Genomic DNA, 18080 nt, shown 5'->3' with positions numbered 1-18080 from the left:
GCGCCGCGCCATCGTCGACATGAATGACGAAACGAGAGCGGCCCGGATGCCTCACCCGGCACCGGGGCCGCTTGCCGGGTGCAGCGTGTTCAGCCGACCCGCGCCGCGCCCTGCTGCGCCGCTTCCGCACCTTCGCTGGCCGTTCGCGCCAGCACCGGCTTCAGCGCCTGCCCGGTATGGCTCGCGCTCACCTTCGCGAGCGCTTCCGGCGGCGCCGCCGCGACGATCGTGCCGCCGCCCACGCCGCCCTCCGGGCCGAGATCGATGATCCAGTCGGCTTCCGCGATCACGTCGAGGTCGTGCTCGATCACGACGACGCTATGCCCCGCATCGACCAGCCGGTGCAGCACGCGAATCAGCTTCGCGACGTCGGCCATGTGCAGGCCGACCGTCGGCTCGTCGAGCACGTACAGCGTGTGCGGCGCCTTCTGGCCGCGGCGCGTGATGTCGTCGCGCACCTTCGTCAGTTCGGTGACGAGCTTGATGCGCTGCGCCTCGCCGCCGGACAGCGTCGGCGACGGCTGGCCGAGCGTCAGGTAGCCGAGCCCGACATCCTTCATCAGTTGCAGCGGATGCGCGATGTTCGAGATCGGCGCGAAAAATTCCACCGCCTCGTCGATCTCCATCGTCAGCACGTCGCCGATGTTCCGGCCGCGCCACGTGACGGCGAGCGTTTCCGGATTGAAACGCTGCCCGTGGCACACGTCGCACGGCACCTTCACGTCGGGCAGGAAGCTCATGCCGATCGTGCGCACGCCTTGCCCTTCGCACGCGGGGCAACGCCCGTCGCCGGTATTGAAAGAGAAACGCGACGCCGTATAGCCGCGGGCGCGCGCTTCGAGCGTATCCGCGAACAGCTTGCGGATCGTGTCCCACACGCCGATGTAGGTGGCCGGGCACGAACGCGGCGTCTTGCCGATCGGCGTCTGGTCGACTTCGAGCACGCGATCGATCTGCTCCCAGCCGCTCAGCGACTCGCAGCCCTGCCACGCATGCGTGACGTTCAGCGACGGCCGCGGTGCGCTGCGCGCGAGCACGCTCGAACGGCGGTTGGTGGCCGGCGCGTCCTGCTGCGCGGCCTTGCGCGCACGCCGCGTGGCCGGCGACGACAGTACCGACCGGCCGACCGCGTCGAGCAGGTTCGTCATCAGCACGTCGCGCGCGAGCGTCGACTTGCCCGAGCCGCTGACGCCCGTCACCGCGACGAGCCGCGCGAGCGGAATGCCGACCGTGACGTCGCGCAGGTTGTGCAGTCTCGCGCCATGCACGGTCAGCCACGCTTCCGGCACGGCTTCACCGCCCTTCTTGCCCGGCAGGCTCACGCTGCGGCGTGGCTGCAGCGGGTGCAGCATCGGCTGCGCGAGCAGGCGCCCCGTGACCGAATCCGGCTGCGCGGCCAGATCGCCCACCGCGCCTTCGGCGACCAGCTTGCCGCCGCGCTTGCCTGCGCCCGGGCCGATGTCGATGATGTGATCGGCACGACGGATCGTGTCCTCGTCATGCTCGACGACGACCAGCGTATTGCCCTTGTCGCCGAGCTTGCGCAATGCGTCGAGCAGGATCTGGTTGTCGCGCGGATGCAGGCCGATCGTCGGCTCGTCGAGCACGTAGCACACGCCCTGCAGGTTGCTGCCGAGCTGCGCGGCCAGCCGGATCCGCTGCGCTTCGCCGCCCGACAGGCTCGGCGCCGCGCGGTCGAGGCTCAGGTAGCCGAGCCCGACTTCCTCGAGAAACGCGAGGCGGCTGCCGATCTCGCTGACGATGTCGCGCGCGATCTGCGCGTCGCGCCCGGTGAGTTCGAGCGCGTCGATCCAGCGGCGCGTGTCCGACACCGTCCACTGCGCGACCTCGACGATCGGATGCGCGTCGAACGTGACCGCGCGCGCGGACGGGTTCAGCCGCGTGCCCTGGCAATCGGGACACGGCTCGTTGCCGACGCCTTCCGGCTCCTGCTCGTCCGACGGCAAGGTTTGCTCGCGGCCGCGATCGTCGCCGGCGAGCACCGTGTCGTCGTATGCGGCGCGCTGTTCGCGCGTGAGCGTGACGCCGGTGCCGACGCAGATCGTGCACCAGCCGTGCTTGCTGTTGTACGAGAACATCCGCGGGTCGAGCTCCGGATAGCTCGTGCCGCACACCGGGCACGCGCGCTTGACCGACAGCACCTTGACCGCGCCGACCTGCGCGGTCGAATGATCGTTCTGCATCGCGTGGTGCAACCCGTCGAGCGGCGCGAGCAGGTGCATCACGCCCTTGCCGAGCTCGAGCGTCTCGTCGAGCCTGCGCCGCAACTCGGCCTCGTTGTCCGGCGACACGACGAGATCGGCCACCGGCAATTCGATCGTGTGCTCGCGGAAGCGGTCGAGCTTCGGCCACGGGTCGACCGTGACGAATTCGCCGTCGACGCGCAGATGCGTGCTGCCGCGCGCCTTCGCCCACTTCGCGAGATCCGTATATACGCCCTTGCGGTTGACGACGAGCGGCGCGAGCAGCCCCACGTGTTCGCCGCGATGATCGCGCAGCAGTTGCGCGGCGATCGATTCGACGGACTGCGACGTGACCGGCGTGCCGTCGTGGATGCAGTGCTGCAGGCCGAGCTTCACATACAGCAGCCGCAGGAAGTGCCATACCTCGGACGTGGTCGCGACCGTGCTCTTGCGGCCGCCGCGCGACAGCCGCTGCTCGATCGCGACGGTCGGCGGAATGCCGTACACCGCGTCGACCTCGGGGCGGCCGGCCGGCTGCACGATCGAGCGCGCATACGCGTTCAGCGATTCGAGATAGCGGCGCTGGCCTTCGTGGAACAGGATGTCGAACGCGAGCGTCGACTTGCCGGACCCCGACACGCCGGTGATCACGTTGAACTTGCCGTGCGGGATGTCGACGTCGAGCGCCTTCAGATTGTGCTCGCGCGCGTTGACGATGCGCACGACGTCCTCGCCTTCGATCGCCCGGCGCGCGCGCGCCGCGTTCAGCACGGCCTGCAGCGGTACACCTTCGTCGGCGCGCACTGCGTCGCCATCCATCTCGCGGTCGTACTGCAGCAGCGCCACGCCGGTATGCGATTCGGCGCACGCCTTCACGTCGTCGGGCGTGCCCGCGCACAGCACGAGGCCGCCGCCGTCGCCGCCTTCCGGGCCGAGATCGATCAGCCAGTCGGCCGCGCGGATCACGTCGAGGTTGTGCTCGATCACGATCAGCGAATGGCCGGCCGCGAGCAGCTTGCCGAACGCCTGCATCAGCTTCGCGATGTCGTCGAAGTGCAGGCCGGTGGTCGGCTCGTCGAACATGAACAGCTTCGCGCGTGCGATGCGCGCCTCTTCCGTCGCGACCCGGCGCCCGTTGGCCGCCGCCGCCGATTCGGCGAGGAAGCCGGCGAGCTTCAGGCGCTGCGCTTCGCCGCCCGACAGCGTCGGCACCGGCTGGCCGAGCTTCACGTATTCGAGGCCGACGTCGACGATCGGCTGCAACACGCGCAGCACCTCGGCATCGGTCGCGAAGAACGCGGCCGCTTCGCTGACGGTGAGATCGAGCACGTCGGCGATGTTCAGCGCACGGCTGTCGCGCTCGATGCGCACTTCGAGGATTTCGGCACGATAGCGGCTGCCGTCGCAATCCGGGCAGCGCAGGTAGACGTCGCTCAGGAACTGCATTTCGATATGTTCGAAGCCCGAGCCGCCGCAGGTCGGGCAACGGCCGTCGCCCGAGTTGAAGCTGAACGTGCCCGCGCCGTAGCCGCGCTGCAGCGCGAGCGGCGCCTTCGCGAACAGCTTGCGGATTTCGTCGAACGCGCCGACGTAGCTCGCCGGGTTCGAGCGCGTGGTCTTGCCGATCGGCGACTGGTCGACGAACACGACGTCGCCGACCTGGTCGGCGCCCGTGAGGCTGCGGAACGCGCCCGGCGATTCGGTCGCCTTGCCGTGGTGCCGCGCCATCGCCGGATACAGCACGTCCTGCAGCAGCGTGGATTTGCCGGAGCCGGACACGCCCGTCACGCAGACGAGCCGCTGCAGCGGAATCTCGACCGTCACGTCGCGCAGGTTGTGCTCGGTCGCGCCTTCGAGCACGATGCGCGGCGTGTTCGCGTCGACCGGGCGACGCGCCCAGTTCGACGCATGCGCGACCTGCTTGCGGCCGCCGAGATACTCGCCCGTCAGCGTGTGCGCGGAACGAATGTCGCCCGGCGTGCCGTCGTACACGATCGTGCCACCGCGCTCGCCCGGGCCGGGCCCCATGTCGATCAATCGATCGGCCGCGAGCATCACCGACGGATCGTGCTCGACCACGACCAACGTATTGCCCGCGTCGCGCAGCCGCTGCATCGCCTCGACGATCCGCGTGAGATCGCGCGGATGCAGCCCGATGCTCGGCTCGTCGAGCACGAACAGGGTTTTCGTGAGCGACGTGCCGAGCGCGGTCGTCAGGTTGATCCGCTGCACCTCGCCGCCCGACAGCGTGCGGCTCTGGCGATCGAGCGTCAGGTAGCCGAGCCCGACGTCGCACAGGTATTTCAGGCGCGTGCGCACTTCGGCGAGCAGCAGCTTCAGCGCATCGTCGAGCAGCGCGCTCGGCAGAACGATATCGTCGAAGAAGCGGCGGATGCGCTCGATCGGCAGCAGCATCAGGTCGTGCACGGTCAGGCCCGGCAGCGCTTCGAGCTGCGCGCGGCTCCAATCGACGCCGCGCGGCATGAAGCGATCGGCCGGCGCGAGCACGCCGTCGGCATTCTCTTTCGAGCCGAGCCGCCATTGCAGCGATTCCGTCTTCAGGCGCGCGCCGCCGCACACGTCGCACGGCGTGTAGCTGCGGTATTTCGACAGCAGCACGCGGATGTGCATCTTGTACGCCTTCGATTCGAGGTAGCCGAAGAAGCGCTTCACGCCGTACCACTGGCTCTGCCACTTGCCGTTCCAGTCCGGCGAACCGTTGACGACCCAGTCGCGCTCGGCGTCCGTCAGCTCGGACCACGCGACGTCGCGCCGGATGCCGGCCTTCGCCGCGTAGCGCATCAGGTCGTCCTGGCACTCTTTCCACGCAGGCGTCTGCATCGGCTTGACTGCGCCGCCGCGCAGCGTCTTGCGCGCGTCGGGAATCACGAGGCCGAGATCGACGCCGATCACGCGGCCGAAGCCGCGGCACGTTTCGCACGCGCCGTATGCGGAGTTGAACGAGAACAGCGCGGCTTGCGGCTCCGCGTAGCGCAAGTCGCTGTCGGGATCGTGCAGCCCGGTGGAGAAACGCCAGATCACCGGCTCCGCCACTGCGTTTTCCGCTTCGGGCGCGAGCACATACACGTTCACGCGGCCACCGCCGCGCTTCAGCGACGCCTCGATCGCCTCGACCACGCGCACCTTGTCGGCCTGCTGCACGCGGAAGCGGTCGGCCACCACGTCGAGCAGCTTGCGCGGCCCGGTGGGCGACGCGACTTCGCGCTGCGCCTGCACGCGCGTGTAGCCGCTCGCCGACAGCCACTGCGCGATTTCCTCGTCGGACACCGCTTCCGGCAATTCGACCGGGAACGTGACGACGACGCGCGGATCGTCCGCCTGCGTACGCGCGACGAGTTCCGCGTAGATCGTTTCAGGCGTGTCGTGCCGCACCTGCCGCGCGGTCTTGCGGTCGAACAGCTCGGCCGCGCGCGCGTACAGCAGCTTCAGGTGATCGTTCAGCTCGGTCATCGTGCCGACGGTCGAGCGCGAACTGCGAACCGGGTTGGTCTGGTCGATCGCGATCGCGGGCGGCACGCCGTCGACGCGCTCGACCTGCGGGCGATCCATCCGGTCGAGGAACTGCCGCGCATACGCGCTGAAGGTTTCGACGTAGCGCCGCTGGCCTTCCGCGTACAGCGTGTCGAACACGAGACTCGACTTGCCGGAGCCCGACGGGCCGGTGACGACCGTCATTTCGCCGGTGCGCAGGTCGAGATCGAGATTCTTGAGGTTGTGCTGACGTGCTCCGCGAATGCGGATCAGAGTGCTGGATGACAATTTGCCTGCCCGTCTGGATGAGTTAGCCGGAATTCACGGTGCCGGCACGCTGCGGCGGATGCCGCACAGGTGACGCCCGCGCCGATGGAGTTCGACGGATACTATACTGTACATTCATACAGCTTTCCATTGACGGCTGCTGCCATCGGCACGACGGCCGTGTGGCCCCGACATGTTGTGAGCGACGGCACGTCGACGATTTCGTTCGTGAATGCGTGCTGCGGCTCCCCGTGGTTCTCGCGACGAATCGTCCACGCGTGCATTTTCTTCGGCACGACGCCCAGCGGAATCGCGCTGCCGATGTCGAACAGTTCGGGCGGGTTCCTTCTCGTTTCGACAACCAGATCTATCGTTTTGGTATCCATAACAATATTCATGAAAGAGTTGATCCGATAAGCGTTGTACTCGCGCTAGGCCGCCCGTGACGCGGTCGTGCGCATCACGTCGCGGCCATCCCGCCGTCCACCGACAGCGCGGTGCCGGTCATGAACGAGGACGCGTCGCTCGCGAGGAACGCGACCGCCTCCGCGATTTCCTGCTCGGTCCCCAGCCGGCCGACCGGATGAAACGCCTTGATCTGGTCGGTCATGCCGGTTTCATCGAGAAACTTCTCCACCATCGCCGTCGCCACGAACGCCGGGCAGATCGCGTTGACACGGATATTCTGCTTCGCATATTCGAGCGCGGCCGCTTTCGTCAGCCCGAGGATGCCGGCCTTCGACGCGTGATAACTGCAACCACCGAATGCCGATGCCACGAGGCCATACGTGGACGACATATTGACGATCGCGCCGCCGCCCGCTTTCAGCATTTCCGGAATTTCGTATTTCATCGAAAGGAACATCCCTTTCAGATTGATATCCATCACGTAATCCCAGCTCGCCTCGTCGGTATCGGCCACGGCTTTGCCGAATGCCTCCACGCCAGCGCTATTGAACGCGATATCGAGCCGGCCGAATTCACGTACGGTCTGCGCGACCATGTGCGCGCAATCCTCCGCGCTGGACACGTCGGTCTTCACGAACAGCGCCTCGCCGCCCGCGCGGCGGATCTCTTCGACAACGGCCAGACCTTCGTCGATGCGGCGCGACGCGATCGCGACCCGCGCGCCTTCGCCGGCGAACAGCAATGCCGTGGTCCGGCCGATACCCGAACTTCCCCCGGTCACGAGGGCAACCTTTTGATGAAGCTTCAGCATCGTATTCTCCAGTCGCGTTGATATGCAGGCCCCGTCATCACCACACCAATCTTTTTCAGATCGAATCGCAAATGAATCGTCGGTTCTTGACGGGATGGATTCTAGACGGCGAAAACCCTGCGCCGATGAAAAGTGAAAAAAGTTCAAATTTGATTGTCGGACGGACGAATATCATCGCTGACGTCACGACACTTCACCTTCAATTCATCGGCCTCCTATGCGCGCGAATACGATCACCCGGCATGAACTCGGCATGTCCGTCATTCACGCGATCGGCGACGAAGGCTTCGTCGACCTGAGCGCGGCGCTCGAGCGTCTCGACCCCGATTTCAAGCGATTGCTCATCGAGGGCGCTTATGCCGACATCATCGCGCGCCCCAACCTCTCGCTGAAGCACCGGGAACTCGTCACGGTCGCGGTGCTCGCGACGATCGGCAATACGGACGGTGCCCTGAAATACCACGCGGGCGGCATGCTGAATACCGGCTGGGCGCCGCATGCGGTGCTCGACGCGGCGTTCGAGACGCTCCATTACGCAGGCGTGCCGGTGGCCATGGCCGCGATGCGCCACATCGTAGCGTTGTTGCGCGAGCGTGACATCGATATCGGCCTCGACGTCGATCTTTTCAAGGATTCCGAAGCGGCGATCGCCACGCTGTTGCAACGCCGGCCACGGCCATTCAATGCGCTGACGCCGAAGGAGCGCCGCCTCACCGCGCTCGCGATCGTCATCGCGTGCGAAAACCGGCACGACGCGGTTCGCGTCCATGTGAACGCCTGTTTGCACGCTTGCTGGACGCGCAGCGAGCTGACGGAGGTATTGATTCAACTGACCGGCTATATCGGCTGGCCGCTCATCCTGCCCGTGTCCCGCATCGTGCTCGACGTGTTCGATGCGTTCGGTGCGCTCAACGGCGCGCAGGACGGCTCGGCGGAGATCCAGGCGAACGCGCCGGCCGAGCAGCATGCGCTGCAACGCGACCTGTGTCCGCCGCCAGCGGTAGGCGGCTTCGCGGACATGTCGTCTGCCATCGCGCGTGGCGTCGACCGGCTGGCCAGTGCGGCATCGGGCGACGAGCCGGTCGAGCATGCGAAAGCGCGCCACCTCACGTCAATCGCGTGCCTGACCTGCCTCGCGCGCAATGCCGATGCCCACTCGCTTACCACGCACATCGGCGACGCACGCCGGTCGGGCGCATCGCGGCACGAGATCGTCGAGACCATCGTCGGCGCACTGCCGCATGCCGGCGTGCTGGCCGTGCAATGGGCGCTCGCCGTGGCGCACCAGTCGTTCGCCTCGGCGGATCGGCACGCGGCGCGCGAGCACGGCAACGTGCTGGCCTGAAGACGAAGGCGCTCCGCCTCCCCCATACCATTCGGCACGAACGACACAGGAAACGACGATGAACGATGAAGGCGGATACGATCTCGAGGATCTCATGCCCGGCATGAACGCGTGCTTTTCGAAGACCCTTTCCGAGCACGACGTGCAGCTGTTCGCGAACGCGACTGGCGACCGGAACCCCGTGCATCTCGACGAGGCCTATGCGCAGCGAACGTTTTTCGGCGGCCGCATCGCGCACGGCATGTTGTCCGCCTCCGTGATATCGGCGGCGATCGCGACGCATCTGCCGGGGCCCGGCTCGATCTACCTGTCGCAGGATCTGCGATTCCGCCGCCCGGTCAAGCTGGGCGAAACGGTTCTCGCGACGGTGACGGTCAAGGAGATTCTCGCGAGCCGGCGTCGGGTCGTGCTGGAAACCCGTTGCGAAGTCGACGGCCTCGTCGTCGTGGAAGGCACGGCGGTGGTGATGCCCACGAATGCGGCGGCGCGCAGGAAGGACGCGGCGAGCGTGCAGGATCAGGCGGTTTGACGGGCGATCGAAGCGGGACTGCCGGCGTCGTCGCGCGCGCGACCCGCGATCACGCGAGCCCGCTTCGTCGCCGATGATCGACGCCTGACGTGCGACATGGGTACGCGCTCGGCAGGCCGCAGCGATCGCATGGGCGACGCACCGGCGGGCCAGCACGTCGCTCGGCATCGTCGTCGACGGGACGATGTTCGCCGGCGCCCCCGTCGACCACGACGATTTAGCCGCACGGCCGCCACGCCGTCCCTGCCGCGCTACGCCTTTTTCGAATAGGCGCTGCACCAGCCTTTAGCATTGACCTGCTTGCCGCCGAAAATGGCGCACGGCCCCATCCCGGCGCCGGCCTTGCCCTGGAAGAACTGGCAGTTCGAGCAAGTCTCGCCCGCCTGGAGTTTCGGGAACTTCGCATGATCGACCCGGCTGGCATCCGTCTTGTAGCCGAGCGTCTGGGCATTTGCATCGGACTCCTTCACGGCACCGGCATCCGCCGCCGCCGCGCGGCGTCCCAAGGCCAGTGCGGATGCCAGAACGGTGGTGGTTGCGATAAAACGTCGGCGTGAAAACTTCATGGCGTCCTCCTCCATGTTTGCGTGAACGGATGTCCGCGAATCGGCCGTCGAATGAATCAGTGGAAGAACAGCGCCCGCATCCCGAACGTGTGATGCGCTTCCGCCGCCATCAGCACCATGAGCACCAGCAGGCACAACGGCGGGATCAGGATCGCGTACACGAGCGCCAGCCGCTCCCACATCATGTGCATGAAGATCGACACGATCAGCCCGGCCTTCGCGATCATCAGCACGACGATCAGCACCCAGCGCGGCAGGCCCTGCACGTTGAAGTAGTCGACCAGGTACGACAACGTGCTCAGCACGAACAGCAGGCCCCAGATCTTCAGGTAGAGGCCGATCGGATGCTGCTGGCCGTGTGCGGCGTCGGGTCGATCGGCGGGATCGGTGTGCTCCATGGCCTGCCTCACCACAAATAGAACAGCGCGAAGATGAACACCCACACCAGGTCGACGAAGTGCCAGTACAGGCCGGCGATTTCGACGATCTGGAAGTTGCCGTGTTCGGCGAAACCCGGCTGCCGGATCTTGCGTGCGATCAGCAGCAGGTAGATCACGCCGCAGGTCACGTGAAAGCCGTGGAAGCCGGTGATCGTGAAGAAGCACGCGCCAAACTGCGCCGCGCCCAGCGGGTTGCCCCAGGGCCGGATACCTTCGTGGACGATCAGCTTGGTCCATTCGAGGGCCTGCATCGACACGAAGCTCGCGCCCAGCAGCGCGGTCGCGAGCAGCAACGCGCCGGCGCGCCTGGCGTTGCGCCGGTAGCCGAAGTTGACCGCCATCGCCATGGTGCCGCTGCTGGTGATCAGGATGAACGTCATGATGGCAATCAGCAGCAACGGCACATCCAGGCCGCCCACCGTAAGCCCGAACACCTTGGACGTGTCGGGCCACGGCGCCGTGGTCGACATGCGCACCGACATGTAGCCGATCAGGAAGCTGCTGAAGACGAACGTGTCCGACAGCAGGAAGATCCACATCATCGCCTTGCCCCACGGCACCTTGAAGGCTTCGCGGTCGGCCGACCAGTCGGTGACGATGCCGCGCCAGCCGTCGGGCCGGGCGTCGGCGGGCGGGGCCGCCGGCGATTCGGCAGCGGATTCGGTGTGCACCGTGGGCGAAGTCATGGCGCGGCTCCATACAGCGGCCCGCAGATCGCGGCGACGATCCCTGGGGTAAGCCACCACATCGCGGCCAGCAGCACGAGCCAGACCGCAAGCAGGAAATGCCAGTAAAGCGCGCACAGCGCGATGGCGCGCCGGGCCCGGAACGGGTCCGCGCGCCGGAGTTGCACGATCGTCACGGCCCACGCCACGAGCCCGCCCAGCACATGCAACCCGTGCAGGCCCGTGAGCAGGTAAAGGAAGCTGTTGGACGGATTGACGGTGACGGTCTGCCCGGCCGCCGCCAGCATGTGCCAGGCGGTCAGTTGCCCGATCACGAACACGGCCGCCAGCACGCCGCCGCCCACCAGCCACGCCATGCGGTGCACGGCCGGTTGCCGGGCACGCTGCATCGCGACGCTTGCGAGCACCAACGCACCGGTGTTCCACCACAGCAGCGCCGGATGCGGGATCGGCTGCCAGTCGGGTTCGCGCATGCGCATCGCATAGGCGAGCAGCAGCAGCGAAAACAACGTCGTGGCGACCGCCATGAAGACGATCAGGCCGGTGCGGCCCGCATTCGGCAAGCCGGGCGGCGCGTCGGGAACGAAGGGGCGCGGCAGCGTGGTCATTCGCGTGCCTCGCCGGGGTGAAGCGTCGGATGGACCGGTTCAGGCGCCGTCGCGGGCGGCTGGTTTTGCGGCACGAAGTCTGCCCCTTGCCCCGGCGGACTGTATTCGTATGCCCAGCGATAGACGACAGGCAGCGCCGCGCCCCAGTTGCCGTGCACGGGCGGCGTCTGCGGCGTCTGCCACTCCAGCGTGGTGGCGCGCCACGGATTGCCGTCGGCACGCCTGCCGTGCGCGAGGCTCCACGCGAGATTGAACAGGAACAGCAACTGCGCCGCCGCGACGATCAGCGCGACGACGGTGATGAACGTGTTGAGCGTCTGTGCCGAATGCGGAATGAAGCTGTAGCCCTGATACGCGTAATACCGCCGCGGCATGCCAAGGATGCCGAGATAGTGCATCGGGAAGTAGATCGCATAGGTGCCGACGAAGGTGATCCAGAAGTGCGCGCGCCCGAGCCTGTCGTCGAGCATGCGGCCCGTCACCTTCGGGTACCAGTGATAGATGCCGCCGAACACCACCAGGATCGGCGACACGGCCATCACCATGTGGAAGTGCGCGACCACGAAGTACGTGTTCGACAGCGGAATATCGACGCTCACGTTGCCGAGGTAGAGCCCGGTCAGCCCGCCCAGCACGAAGGTGCTGACGAAGCCGATGGCGAACAGCATCGGCACGGTCAGGTGGATATCGCCGCGCCACAGCGTCAGCACCCAGTTGTAGACCTTGAGGGCGGTGGGGACGGCGATGACGAGCGTGGTCGTCGCGAAAAAGAAGCCGAAGTACGGATTCATGCCGGCGACGAACATGTGGTGCGCCCAGACCACGAAGCTCAGCGCGCCGATGACGACGATCGCCCACACCATCATCCGGTAGCCGAAGATGCTCTTGCGCGCGTGCGTGCTGATCAGGTCCGACGCGATGCCGAAGGCCGGCAGCGCGACGATGTAGACCTCCGGATGCCCGAAGAACCAGAACAGGTGCTGGAACAGCAGCGGGCTGCCGCCGGCATGCTTGAGCGTCTGCCCCATCGACACCACGGCCGGGATGAAGAAACTGGTGCCGAGCGTCCTGTCGAGCAGCATCATGACCGCCGACACGAACAGCGCCGGAAACGCCAGCAGCGCCATGATGGTCGCGATGAAGATGCCCCACACCGTGAGCGGCATGCGCATCAGCGTCATGCCGCGCGTGCGCGCCTGCAGCGTGGTGGTCACGTAGTTCAGGCCGCCCATCGTGGCCGCGACGATGAAGATCGCCAGCGACACGAGCATCAGCACGATGCCCCATTCGACGCCCGGCGTGCCCGGCAGGATGGCCTGCGGCGGATACAGCGTCCAGCCCGCGCCGGTCGGCCCGCCCGGCACGAAGAAGCTCGCCGCCAGCACCAGCACGGCCAGCAGGTAAACCCAGTAGCTCAGCATGTTGAGAAACGGGAACACCATGTCGCGCGCGCCCAGCATCAGCGGGATCAGATAGTTGCCGAAGCCGCCGAGAAACAATGCCGTCAGCAGGTAGATCACCATGATCATCCCGTGCATGGTGACGAACTGGTAGTAGTGGTTCGCGTCGATGAAAGCGAACTTGCCCGGAAAGCCGAGCTGCAGCCGCATCAGGTCCGACAGCACGAGGCCCACCAGGCCGATGGCGATGGCCGTCAGCGCGTACTGCACGGCGATGACCTTGTGGTCCTGGCTCCACACATAGCGGGTCCAGAAGCTGTGCGGGACATGGTCGAGGTGCGCGTGGGGCATGGCATCCGCTCCGTCAGGGTTGGGCTGCGCTGCTTGCGGGGGCCGGCCCGCCTTGCGCCTTGATATAGGCCACCAGCGCGGTCAGTTCCTGCTCGCTCAGGTCGAAGCGCGGCATGATCGGCGAGAAGCCCTTCACGACCCGGGCCGTCGGATCGCGGATAAACGCGCGCAGGTAGGCTTCGTCCACCTGCGCGGTGCTGCCGTCGGCCATCGTTTCGGTCTTGCCGTACAGGCCCTTCCACGTCGGGCCGACGCGCGGCGTGCCGTCCACGGTGTGACAGGCGACGCAGCCCTTGGCGGCCGCGAGCGTCTTGCCCAGGTCGGCAAGCGCCTGCGCGCTGCCGCCGGCCGCGGCGGGGGCGGCCTGCACGCGGGCCTGCTGCTGTTGCGCGAACGTGGTCTGCTGCGCCAGCCAGCGCGAGAACGCGGCTTCGTCTTCCACCACCACCACGCCGCGCATGGTCGAATGCCCGATCCCGCAGAGCTGCGCGCACAGGATGTCGTAACGCCCAGCCTTGGTCGGCGTGAACCAGAAGGTCGTCACCATGCCCGGCACCATGTTCATGCGCGCCCGGAACGGCGGGACGTAGAAGTCGTGCAGCACGTCGCGCGACCGTGTCAGGACCTGCACCGGCCGGTTGAGCGGCAGGTGCACCTCGGGTGTCTCGATCAGGTAGTTGTCGCGGCCGTTGGGGTCGGCGGGGTTCATGCCGAACGGGTTGTCGTTGCTCATGTAGCGCACGTCGGTCGTGCCCAGCTTCCCGCCGGGGCCGGCGAAGCGGAAGCGCCATTGCCATTGCTGGCCGAGCACTTCCATCTGCAGCACGTTGCGCGGCGGCCGGATGTAGTCGGCGTAGACGAACAGGCCCGGCGCCAGCAACGCCGCCACGCCGACGGCGGTCAGGCCGATCAGCCACCATTCCAGTGGCCGGTTGTGCGGCTCGTAGGCCGCGCGATGCCCGCTGCGGTGGCGATAGCGCACGAGCGCGACCACGATGAACAGGTTGATTGCGACGAAGAATGCGCCGGTGATGACGAGCGTGATCGTCAGCATGTCGTCCATGCGCACCCAGTTCGACGCGATGGGCGTGATCCACCACGGACTGGCAAAGTGAAACCCCACCGCCAGGATGACGATCAGGACCAGGGCAATCGCAAGGGTCATGGGCCACCTCGCTGCGTGTCGCTCTCCGGAGCCGCCGACACCGGGTTCCGCGTCTCCCGCGGGCGCCGCGTGTTCAAGGTCGGCGCGGCGGGAAACGCGATGCGTCAGTCGTCCACGTTCCGCTTGCGCAAGCGTTCCAGCCTGCCGTAGGTGATGGCCGCAACCACGCCGAACAACAGGTTGGCCAGCAACGGCCCGGCCCCCCGCTCGGAGACGAACCACGGGAACACGGCCGTCATGACGTAGAAGTTCCACCCATACGCGACGATCCCGAACGCCAGCCCGATGGCGGCTTCCATGCCCACGCTCGAATCGAGGCGGAACGGCGCCATGACCGCGGCGAGCATCATCCCCATGATCGCGCCGAGCACGTAGTGCAGCAGCAGCGCCATCGCCACGATTTCAAGGTTGAATTGCGTCATCTGGCTGAGCGCGCTGCGGCCCATCACCATCGCCGCGATCTTGTGTGTCGGTTGCCAGGGGCTTGCGCCGAGCACGAGCGTCGACCAGACGAATTCCAGCGCGATCACCAGCGCACCGCCCGCGAGACCCGCCACGGCAGCGGCGACCCAGTCGGGCGTACGACGCGCCCAATGGTGCGATCGAATGTGCAGTTCCATACGACCTCCTTGTCGACGATTCGACGTCGACGCTTCGGTTCCGACGGCGTCACGCGCATCGGGCCGGCGTCCCTTGCGCGATTCGGCATGGCGGGCAGCGTTGCCGGCGCAACGTGCGAACGGCCCGCTCCGCGCGCGGCCCGCGGTGGCGGCCGTGCGCTCGACGACACGCGTCGCTGAACGCGCGTATCGGGCAGGCCGGCTTGCTGTCGCGCGTCAGGGAAAGATCGGTGTCGTCGGCTCGGCGCCTTCCAGGTCCGCGTTCGGAAAATGCCGCGCGACCATCTCTTCGATTTCCTGCTCTCGCGATGCCGGCACGTCGGCCATGATCAGGATCTGGCCTTCCTGAATGGCGTCGCGAAATCGCTGGAGTCGCGCATTCGGCTCGGAGATGCCGATCATCGCGGCGGTCCACGCCCCGAAACCCGCTCCTGCCAACGTCAACCCGACGACGGCGCCGCCCGCGATCACGAGCTCCGCCGGGGGAAATACCAGCGCGACGAGGCCGATCAGCGCACCGGCCGCACCGCCGAGCGCGACGCCGCGCTCGAGCGCATGCACGACATCGCTGCTTTGCAGCAACGATGCTTCGGGCAACTGATCGAGTGTGACGCTGTGATTCGCGAGGACGTGGATGTGGCGCCAGATGATGCGCGCGCGCAGCAAGTCATCGACGATCGCCTTCGCCGTCAGCGTATCGGGTACGAGGAAATAAAGGCGTCTCATGTTGACACCCCTTTTTGCAATCAATCGCACTTTCCATTCTATGTCAGCATCGGCGGCGCGCCAGGTGCGCGCGGGCCATACGGCGGCGATGCATGCGCGATGCGCCCGCGTGACATGCCAGGGCATGCGCCGCTGATTGAGAGGGGGGCTATCCGCGTTTGCGCAACGGCTCCAACAGGTGCCGCAGGCCGTTGTGATCGATTTCGTGCATCAACGCAAGCTGCCGGCCGATTTCGCCGTGCGGGAACCCTTCGCGGGCCAGCCAATTCAGGTAAGGCCCGGGCAGGTCGGCAATCGGCCGTCCCTTGTATTTTCCAAAGGGCATGGTGACGGTGACGAGTTGTTCAAGGTCTGGGGTTTGCATGCGGGTATTGTGCACGGCTTTCCGCTCGCGTCGGGGGCCGAGCGATCGAAGGCCGGATTCGACCCTTCACGGGAGGCCGAATCGTGACGCAGTTCCAGCGTGACGGCCATCGATCACCTCCGGCCGGCGGCGCCGGTGCCCGTCGGATCAAGCCTCGGTGAATCCGGATGCGCCGGCCGGATTGACGCACGGACATTCGACGCGGCCGCCCTTTCGGCAACGACCTCACGGAAAGGCCGCTCCAAACCGCCCGCGCCCCGTTTCCGGCCTGCTAGACTGGAACTTCCCCCTGCAAACGATGGAGGGAATCATGTTGTCCGTCTACGTCGTGAAGACTGGCGAGCAATTCCTGTGTACCGCCGAGGATGGCGATATCGGCATGGCACCGGCGGTTGAAGATGCCACGTCGTTTCTTTCGTACGAAGAAGCGGAAAAGGCAGCGCACGCGCATGCCGATCCCGGATACGAAATCGTCGCCGTCTGCGTGCTCAGGCACTGACATGGCGCCCGCTCCCGGGCGCTCGGCGACGTGATGCGGCTGGCGGCTCCGCTGGCGCCATGTGACATCGGTGGCGCGATCGGCTGCGTACGAAATTCCCTGCGAACGGACGAATTGCGTGTCGTGATTCTCGCGATGGGGTCGCCCTGCGCATCAACAGTCCCACCGTGTACGGCGCACGCGCCTTTCCTGAAACGCCCGGCATCCGGCGCGCACGCCTCGTATGCGGCGCTGCCGGGAACCGGAGCGTCGTTGCTCCGATTTATCTATCGTCTGGGGCCTTTCATGCCCTCCGACTCCATGGCCGCATTCCACTCCTCATTCGCCTCGATCGGGTCCATCGCTTCGTCAACCGACGCCGTTGCGCGCTCGGCCGCCGCGATGGTTTCGTCTGCGTCGGAGGCGACATCGCTGTCGCCGTCGCCTGGGGGATGCAGCATGTCCTCGAGCATCGCGCTCAACTCCGACGTGTCCCATGGCAGCCCACGCCGGGTCCGATCCTTGATGTAGTGCCTCACTTCCGCGTCTTGCTCCACGGTCAGCGGCAGCCCTCGGAAGGTGCTTTGGGGGCCAGCGTCGATCATCGCATTCTCCTGTTTCTACGGCATCCTCAGTGTACTCGTCCATTGCGAACATGCGAGCCGCGATGGGTGCGCGCTTGCGGCGGATCAAACGTATGGGCTCGACAGGCGAACAGCAGCCTGGGCCGGTCATTCAGCGGCTCGGCCAGTTTGTCGGGGAGCCGCGAGCTGTTCATACCACTCATTTCCCTTGGGGAAAACACGTGTCGCTGAACTGGAGAGCGTCGGGACTCACCCGCCTGCGTCTCCGGACGGCGCCTGCCGCAAGCGAGCCGTCCGGTTTCGACGGCCACGCCCGCAGCCATTCGCTGACAACCTCTCACTTCCGCAGCGAAATTTCCACGCGACGATTACGCGCGCGCCCCTCCGCGGTATCGTTCGACGCCGCCGGATTGGCTTCGCCGTGACCGGTTGCGGCGAACGCATCCGCTTTCAGCCCGTGCTCGCGCAGATACCCCGCGACCGCATCCGCCCGGCGCTTCGACAGCGCCTGGTTGTGCGCATCCGAACCGGTCGCGTCGGTATAGCCGTCCACTTCCACGCGCGAGAAATGCCGGTCGCCCTGCCGGTTCAGCAGCGTGTCGAGCGCGGCGGTGGCCGCGGGCGTCAGCACGGCCGAGTCGGTCGCGAAATACGCATCGCCGGTCAGGCTCACCTTCTCGGCCGACACGGGCGCCGGCGCAACGACCGCGGCGGCCGGCGCGAGCGCCGCACCGCACTGGAACACGATCGAATGCGGATCGGCGCCGTCGCGGTACGGCGTGGTGGTGTCGACCAGACGCACGGGCTCGTTGCCGCACATGCGCGTCGCGACCTTCATGCAGGTCTTCGCGGTCGACAGGATGCCGTGACAGTCGACCTGGAACGTCCGGATGCCGTTTCGCGACTGCAGTTCGTACGCGTTGTACGTCGGCCCCGACGCACTCGAACAACCCGCGAGGGCAACGACGGACGTCAGCAGGGCAAGATGGATGTTTTTCACTTGATTACTCCGAGAATGCGATGGGCGCAGCGTGCG

Annotated in this window: 17 protein-coding genes; 3 read left to right on the top strand and 14 right to left on the bottom strand. The window is 66.6% G+C overall.

Going from position 1 to position 18080, the window contains the following annotated elements; genetic code table 11:
* Nucleotides 1-89: 89 nt before the first annotated feature.
* The 3 genes from uvrA to HWX76_RS13035 all read right to left on the bottom strand — a co-directional run bounded on the left by uvrA (nt 90) and on the right by HWX76_RS13035 (nt 7182).
* The gene (uvrA, locus tag HWX76_RS13045) at nt 90-5984 is read right to left on the bottom strand and encodes an excinuclease ABC subunit UvrA (protein ID WP_176015894.1); all 5895 of its coding nucleotides are present in this window, start codon (nt 5982-5984) and stop codon (nt 90-92) included.
* Nucleotides 5985-6085: 101 nt separating this feature from the next.
* The gene (locus HWX76_RS13040) at nt 6086-6361 is read right to left on the bottom strand and encodes a hypothetical protein (RefSeq protein ID WP_176015893.1); all 276 of its coding nucleotides are present in this window, start codon (nt 6359-6361) and stop codon (nt 6086-6088) included.
* A gap of 62 nt (nt 6362-6423) precedes the next feature.
* Entirely contained in the window at nt 6424-7182 is a 759-nt protein-coding gene (locus HWX76_RS13035) for a glucose 1-dehydrogenase (protein ID WP_176015979.1), read from the bottom strand.
* 253 nt (nt 7183-7435) lie between these two features.
* Here HWX76_RS13035 and HWX76_RS13030 point away from each other — a divergent pair, with 253 nt between their 5' ends.
* Together HWX76_RS13030 and HWX76_RS13025 are read left to right on the top strand one after the other, a co-directional pair.
* Nucleotides 7436-8527 carry a carboxymuconolactone decarboxylase family protein gene (locus HWX76_RS13030; RefSeq protein WP_176015892.1) on the top strand — a complete coding sequence of 364 codons (1092 nt, stop codon included), beginning with the start codon at nt 7436-7438 and terminating at the stop codon, nt 8525-8527.
* 58 nt (nt 8528-8585) lie between these two features.
* Nucleotides 8586-9056: a MaoC family dehydratase gene (locus tag HWX76_RS13025; protein ID WP_050013530.1), complete on the top strand. Its 471-nt coding sequence runs from the start codon at nt 8586-8588 to the stop codon at nt 9054-9056.
* Between the two features lie 251 nt (nt 9057-9307).
* On the opposite strand, the gene HWX76_RS13020 is transcribed toward HWX76_RS13025, so the two are convergent.
* The 9 genes from HWX76_RS13020 to HWX76_RS12980 all read right to left on the bottom strand — a co-directional run bounded on the left by HWX76_RS13020 (nt 9308) and on the right by HWX76_RS12980 (nt 15982).
* Nucleotides 9308-9622, bottom strand: a complete 315-nt coding sequence (locus HWX76_RS13020; RefSeq protein WP_124630074.1) for a high-potential iron-sulfur protein — start codon at nt 9620-9622, stop codon at nt 9308-9310.
* Between the two features lie 56 nt (nt 9623-9678).
* Nucleotides 9679-10020 (bottom strand): cytochrome C oxidase subunit IV family protein, encoded by a 342-nt coding sequence (locus tag HWX76_RS13015; RefSeq protein WP_050013531.1) that lies wholly within the window; start codon nt 10018-10020, stop codon nt 9679-9681.
* A gap of 8 nt (nt 10021-10028) precedes the next feature.
* Entirely contained in the window at nt 10029-10748 is a 720-nt protein-coding gene (locus tag HWX76_RS13010; RefSeq protein WP_124592623.1) for a heme-copper oxidase subunit III family protein, read from the bottom strand.
* On the bottom strand, nt 10745-11356 hold the full coding sequence (locus HWX76_RS13005; RefSeq protein ID WP_124651671.1) for a cytochrome c oxidase subunit 3: 612 nt from the start codon (nt 11354-11356) through the stop codon (nt 10745-10747). The genes HWX76_RS13010 and HWX76_RS13005 overlap by 4 nt, the downstream gene beginning before the upstream one ends.
* Nucleotides 11353-13107 carry a cytochrome c oxidase subunit I gene (gene ctaD / locus HWX76_RS13000; RefSeq protein WP_176015891.1) on the bottom strand — a complete coding sequence of 585 codons (1755 nt, stop codon included), beginning with the start codon at nt 13105-13107 and terminating at the stop codon, nt 11353-11355. Before ctaD ends, HWX76_RS13005 begins: the two co-directional genes overlap by 4 nt.
* Nucleotides 13108-13120: 13 nt before the next feature.
* On the bottom strand, nt 13121-14272 hold the full coding sequence (locus tag HWX76_RS12995; RefSeq protein WP_176015890.1) for a c-type cytochrome: 1152 nt from the start codon (nt 14270-14272) through the stop codon (nt 13121-13123).
* A gap of 104 nt (nt 14273-14376) precedes the next feature.
* The gene (locus HWX76_RS12990) at nt 14377-14892 is read right to left on the bottom strand and encodes a hypothetical protein (protein ID WP_089490082.1); all 516 of its coding nucleotides are present in this window, start codon (nt 14890-14892) and stop codon (nt 14377-14379) included.
* Between the two features lie 216 nt (nt 14893-15108).
* Nucleotides 15109-15618 carry a hypothetical protein gene (locus tag HWX76_RS12985; RefSeq protein WP_050013537.1) on the bottom strand — a complete coding sequence of 170 codons (510 nt, stop codon included), beginning with the start codon at nt 15616-15618 and terminating at the stop codon, nt 15109-15111.
* A 148-nt stretch (nt 15619-15766) separates the two neighbouring features.
* Nucleotides 15767-15982, bottom strand: a complete 216-nt coding sequence (locus HWX76_RS12980) for a DUF3820 family protein (RefSeq protein WP_050013538.1) — start codon at nt 15980-15982, stop codon at nt 15767-15769.
* A 310-nt stretch (nt 15983-16292) separates the two neighbouring features.
* Between HWX76_RS12980 and HWX76_RS12975 the strand changes: the two genes are divergently transcribed.
* Nucleotides 16293-16481, top strand: a complete 189-nt coding sequence (locus HWX76_RS12975) for a hypothetical protein (RefSeq protein WP_050013539.1) — start codon at nt 16293-16295, stop codon at nt 16479-16481.
* A 266-nt stretch (nt 16482-16747) separates the two neighbouring features.
* Here the strand turns inward: HWX76_RS12975 and HWX76_RS12970 are convergent, their stop codons facing one another.
* Both HWX76_RS12970 and HWX76_RS12965 read right to left on the bottom strand, forming a co-directional pair.
* Nucleotides 16748-17065, bottom strand: a complete 318-nt coding sequence (locus HWX76_RS12970) for a hypothetical protein (RefSeq protein WP_050013540.1) — start codon at nt 17063-17065, stop codon at nt 16748-16750.
* A 316-nt stretch (nt 17066-17381) separates the two neighbouring features.
* Complete coding sequence (locus HWX76_RS12965) at nt 17382-18044, bottom strand: OmpA family protein (RefSeq protein ID WP_050013647.1); 663 nt, start codon at nt 18042-18044, stop codon at nt 17382-17384.
* Nucleotides 18045-18080 lie beyond the last annotated feature (36 nt).

Source organism: Burkholderia sp. BCC0398, assembly GCF_902833245.1.
Taxonomy (GTDB): Bacteria; Pseudomonadota; Gammaproteobacteria; order Burkholderiales; family Burkholderiaceae; genus Burkholderia; species Burkholderia sola.
Note: the sequence above shows the minus strand (reverse complement) of the source record. Positions and strands in the feature narration are given on the sequence as shown.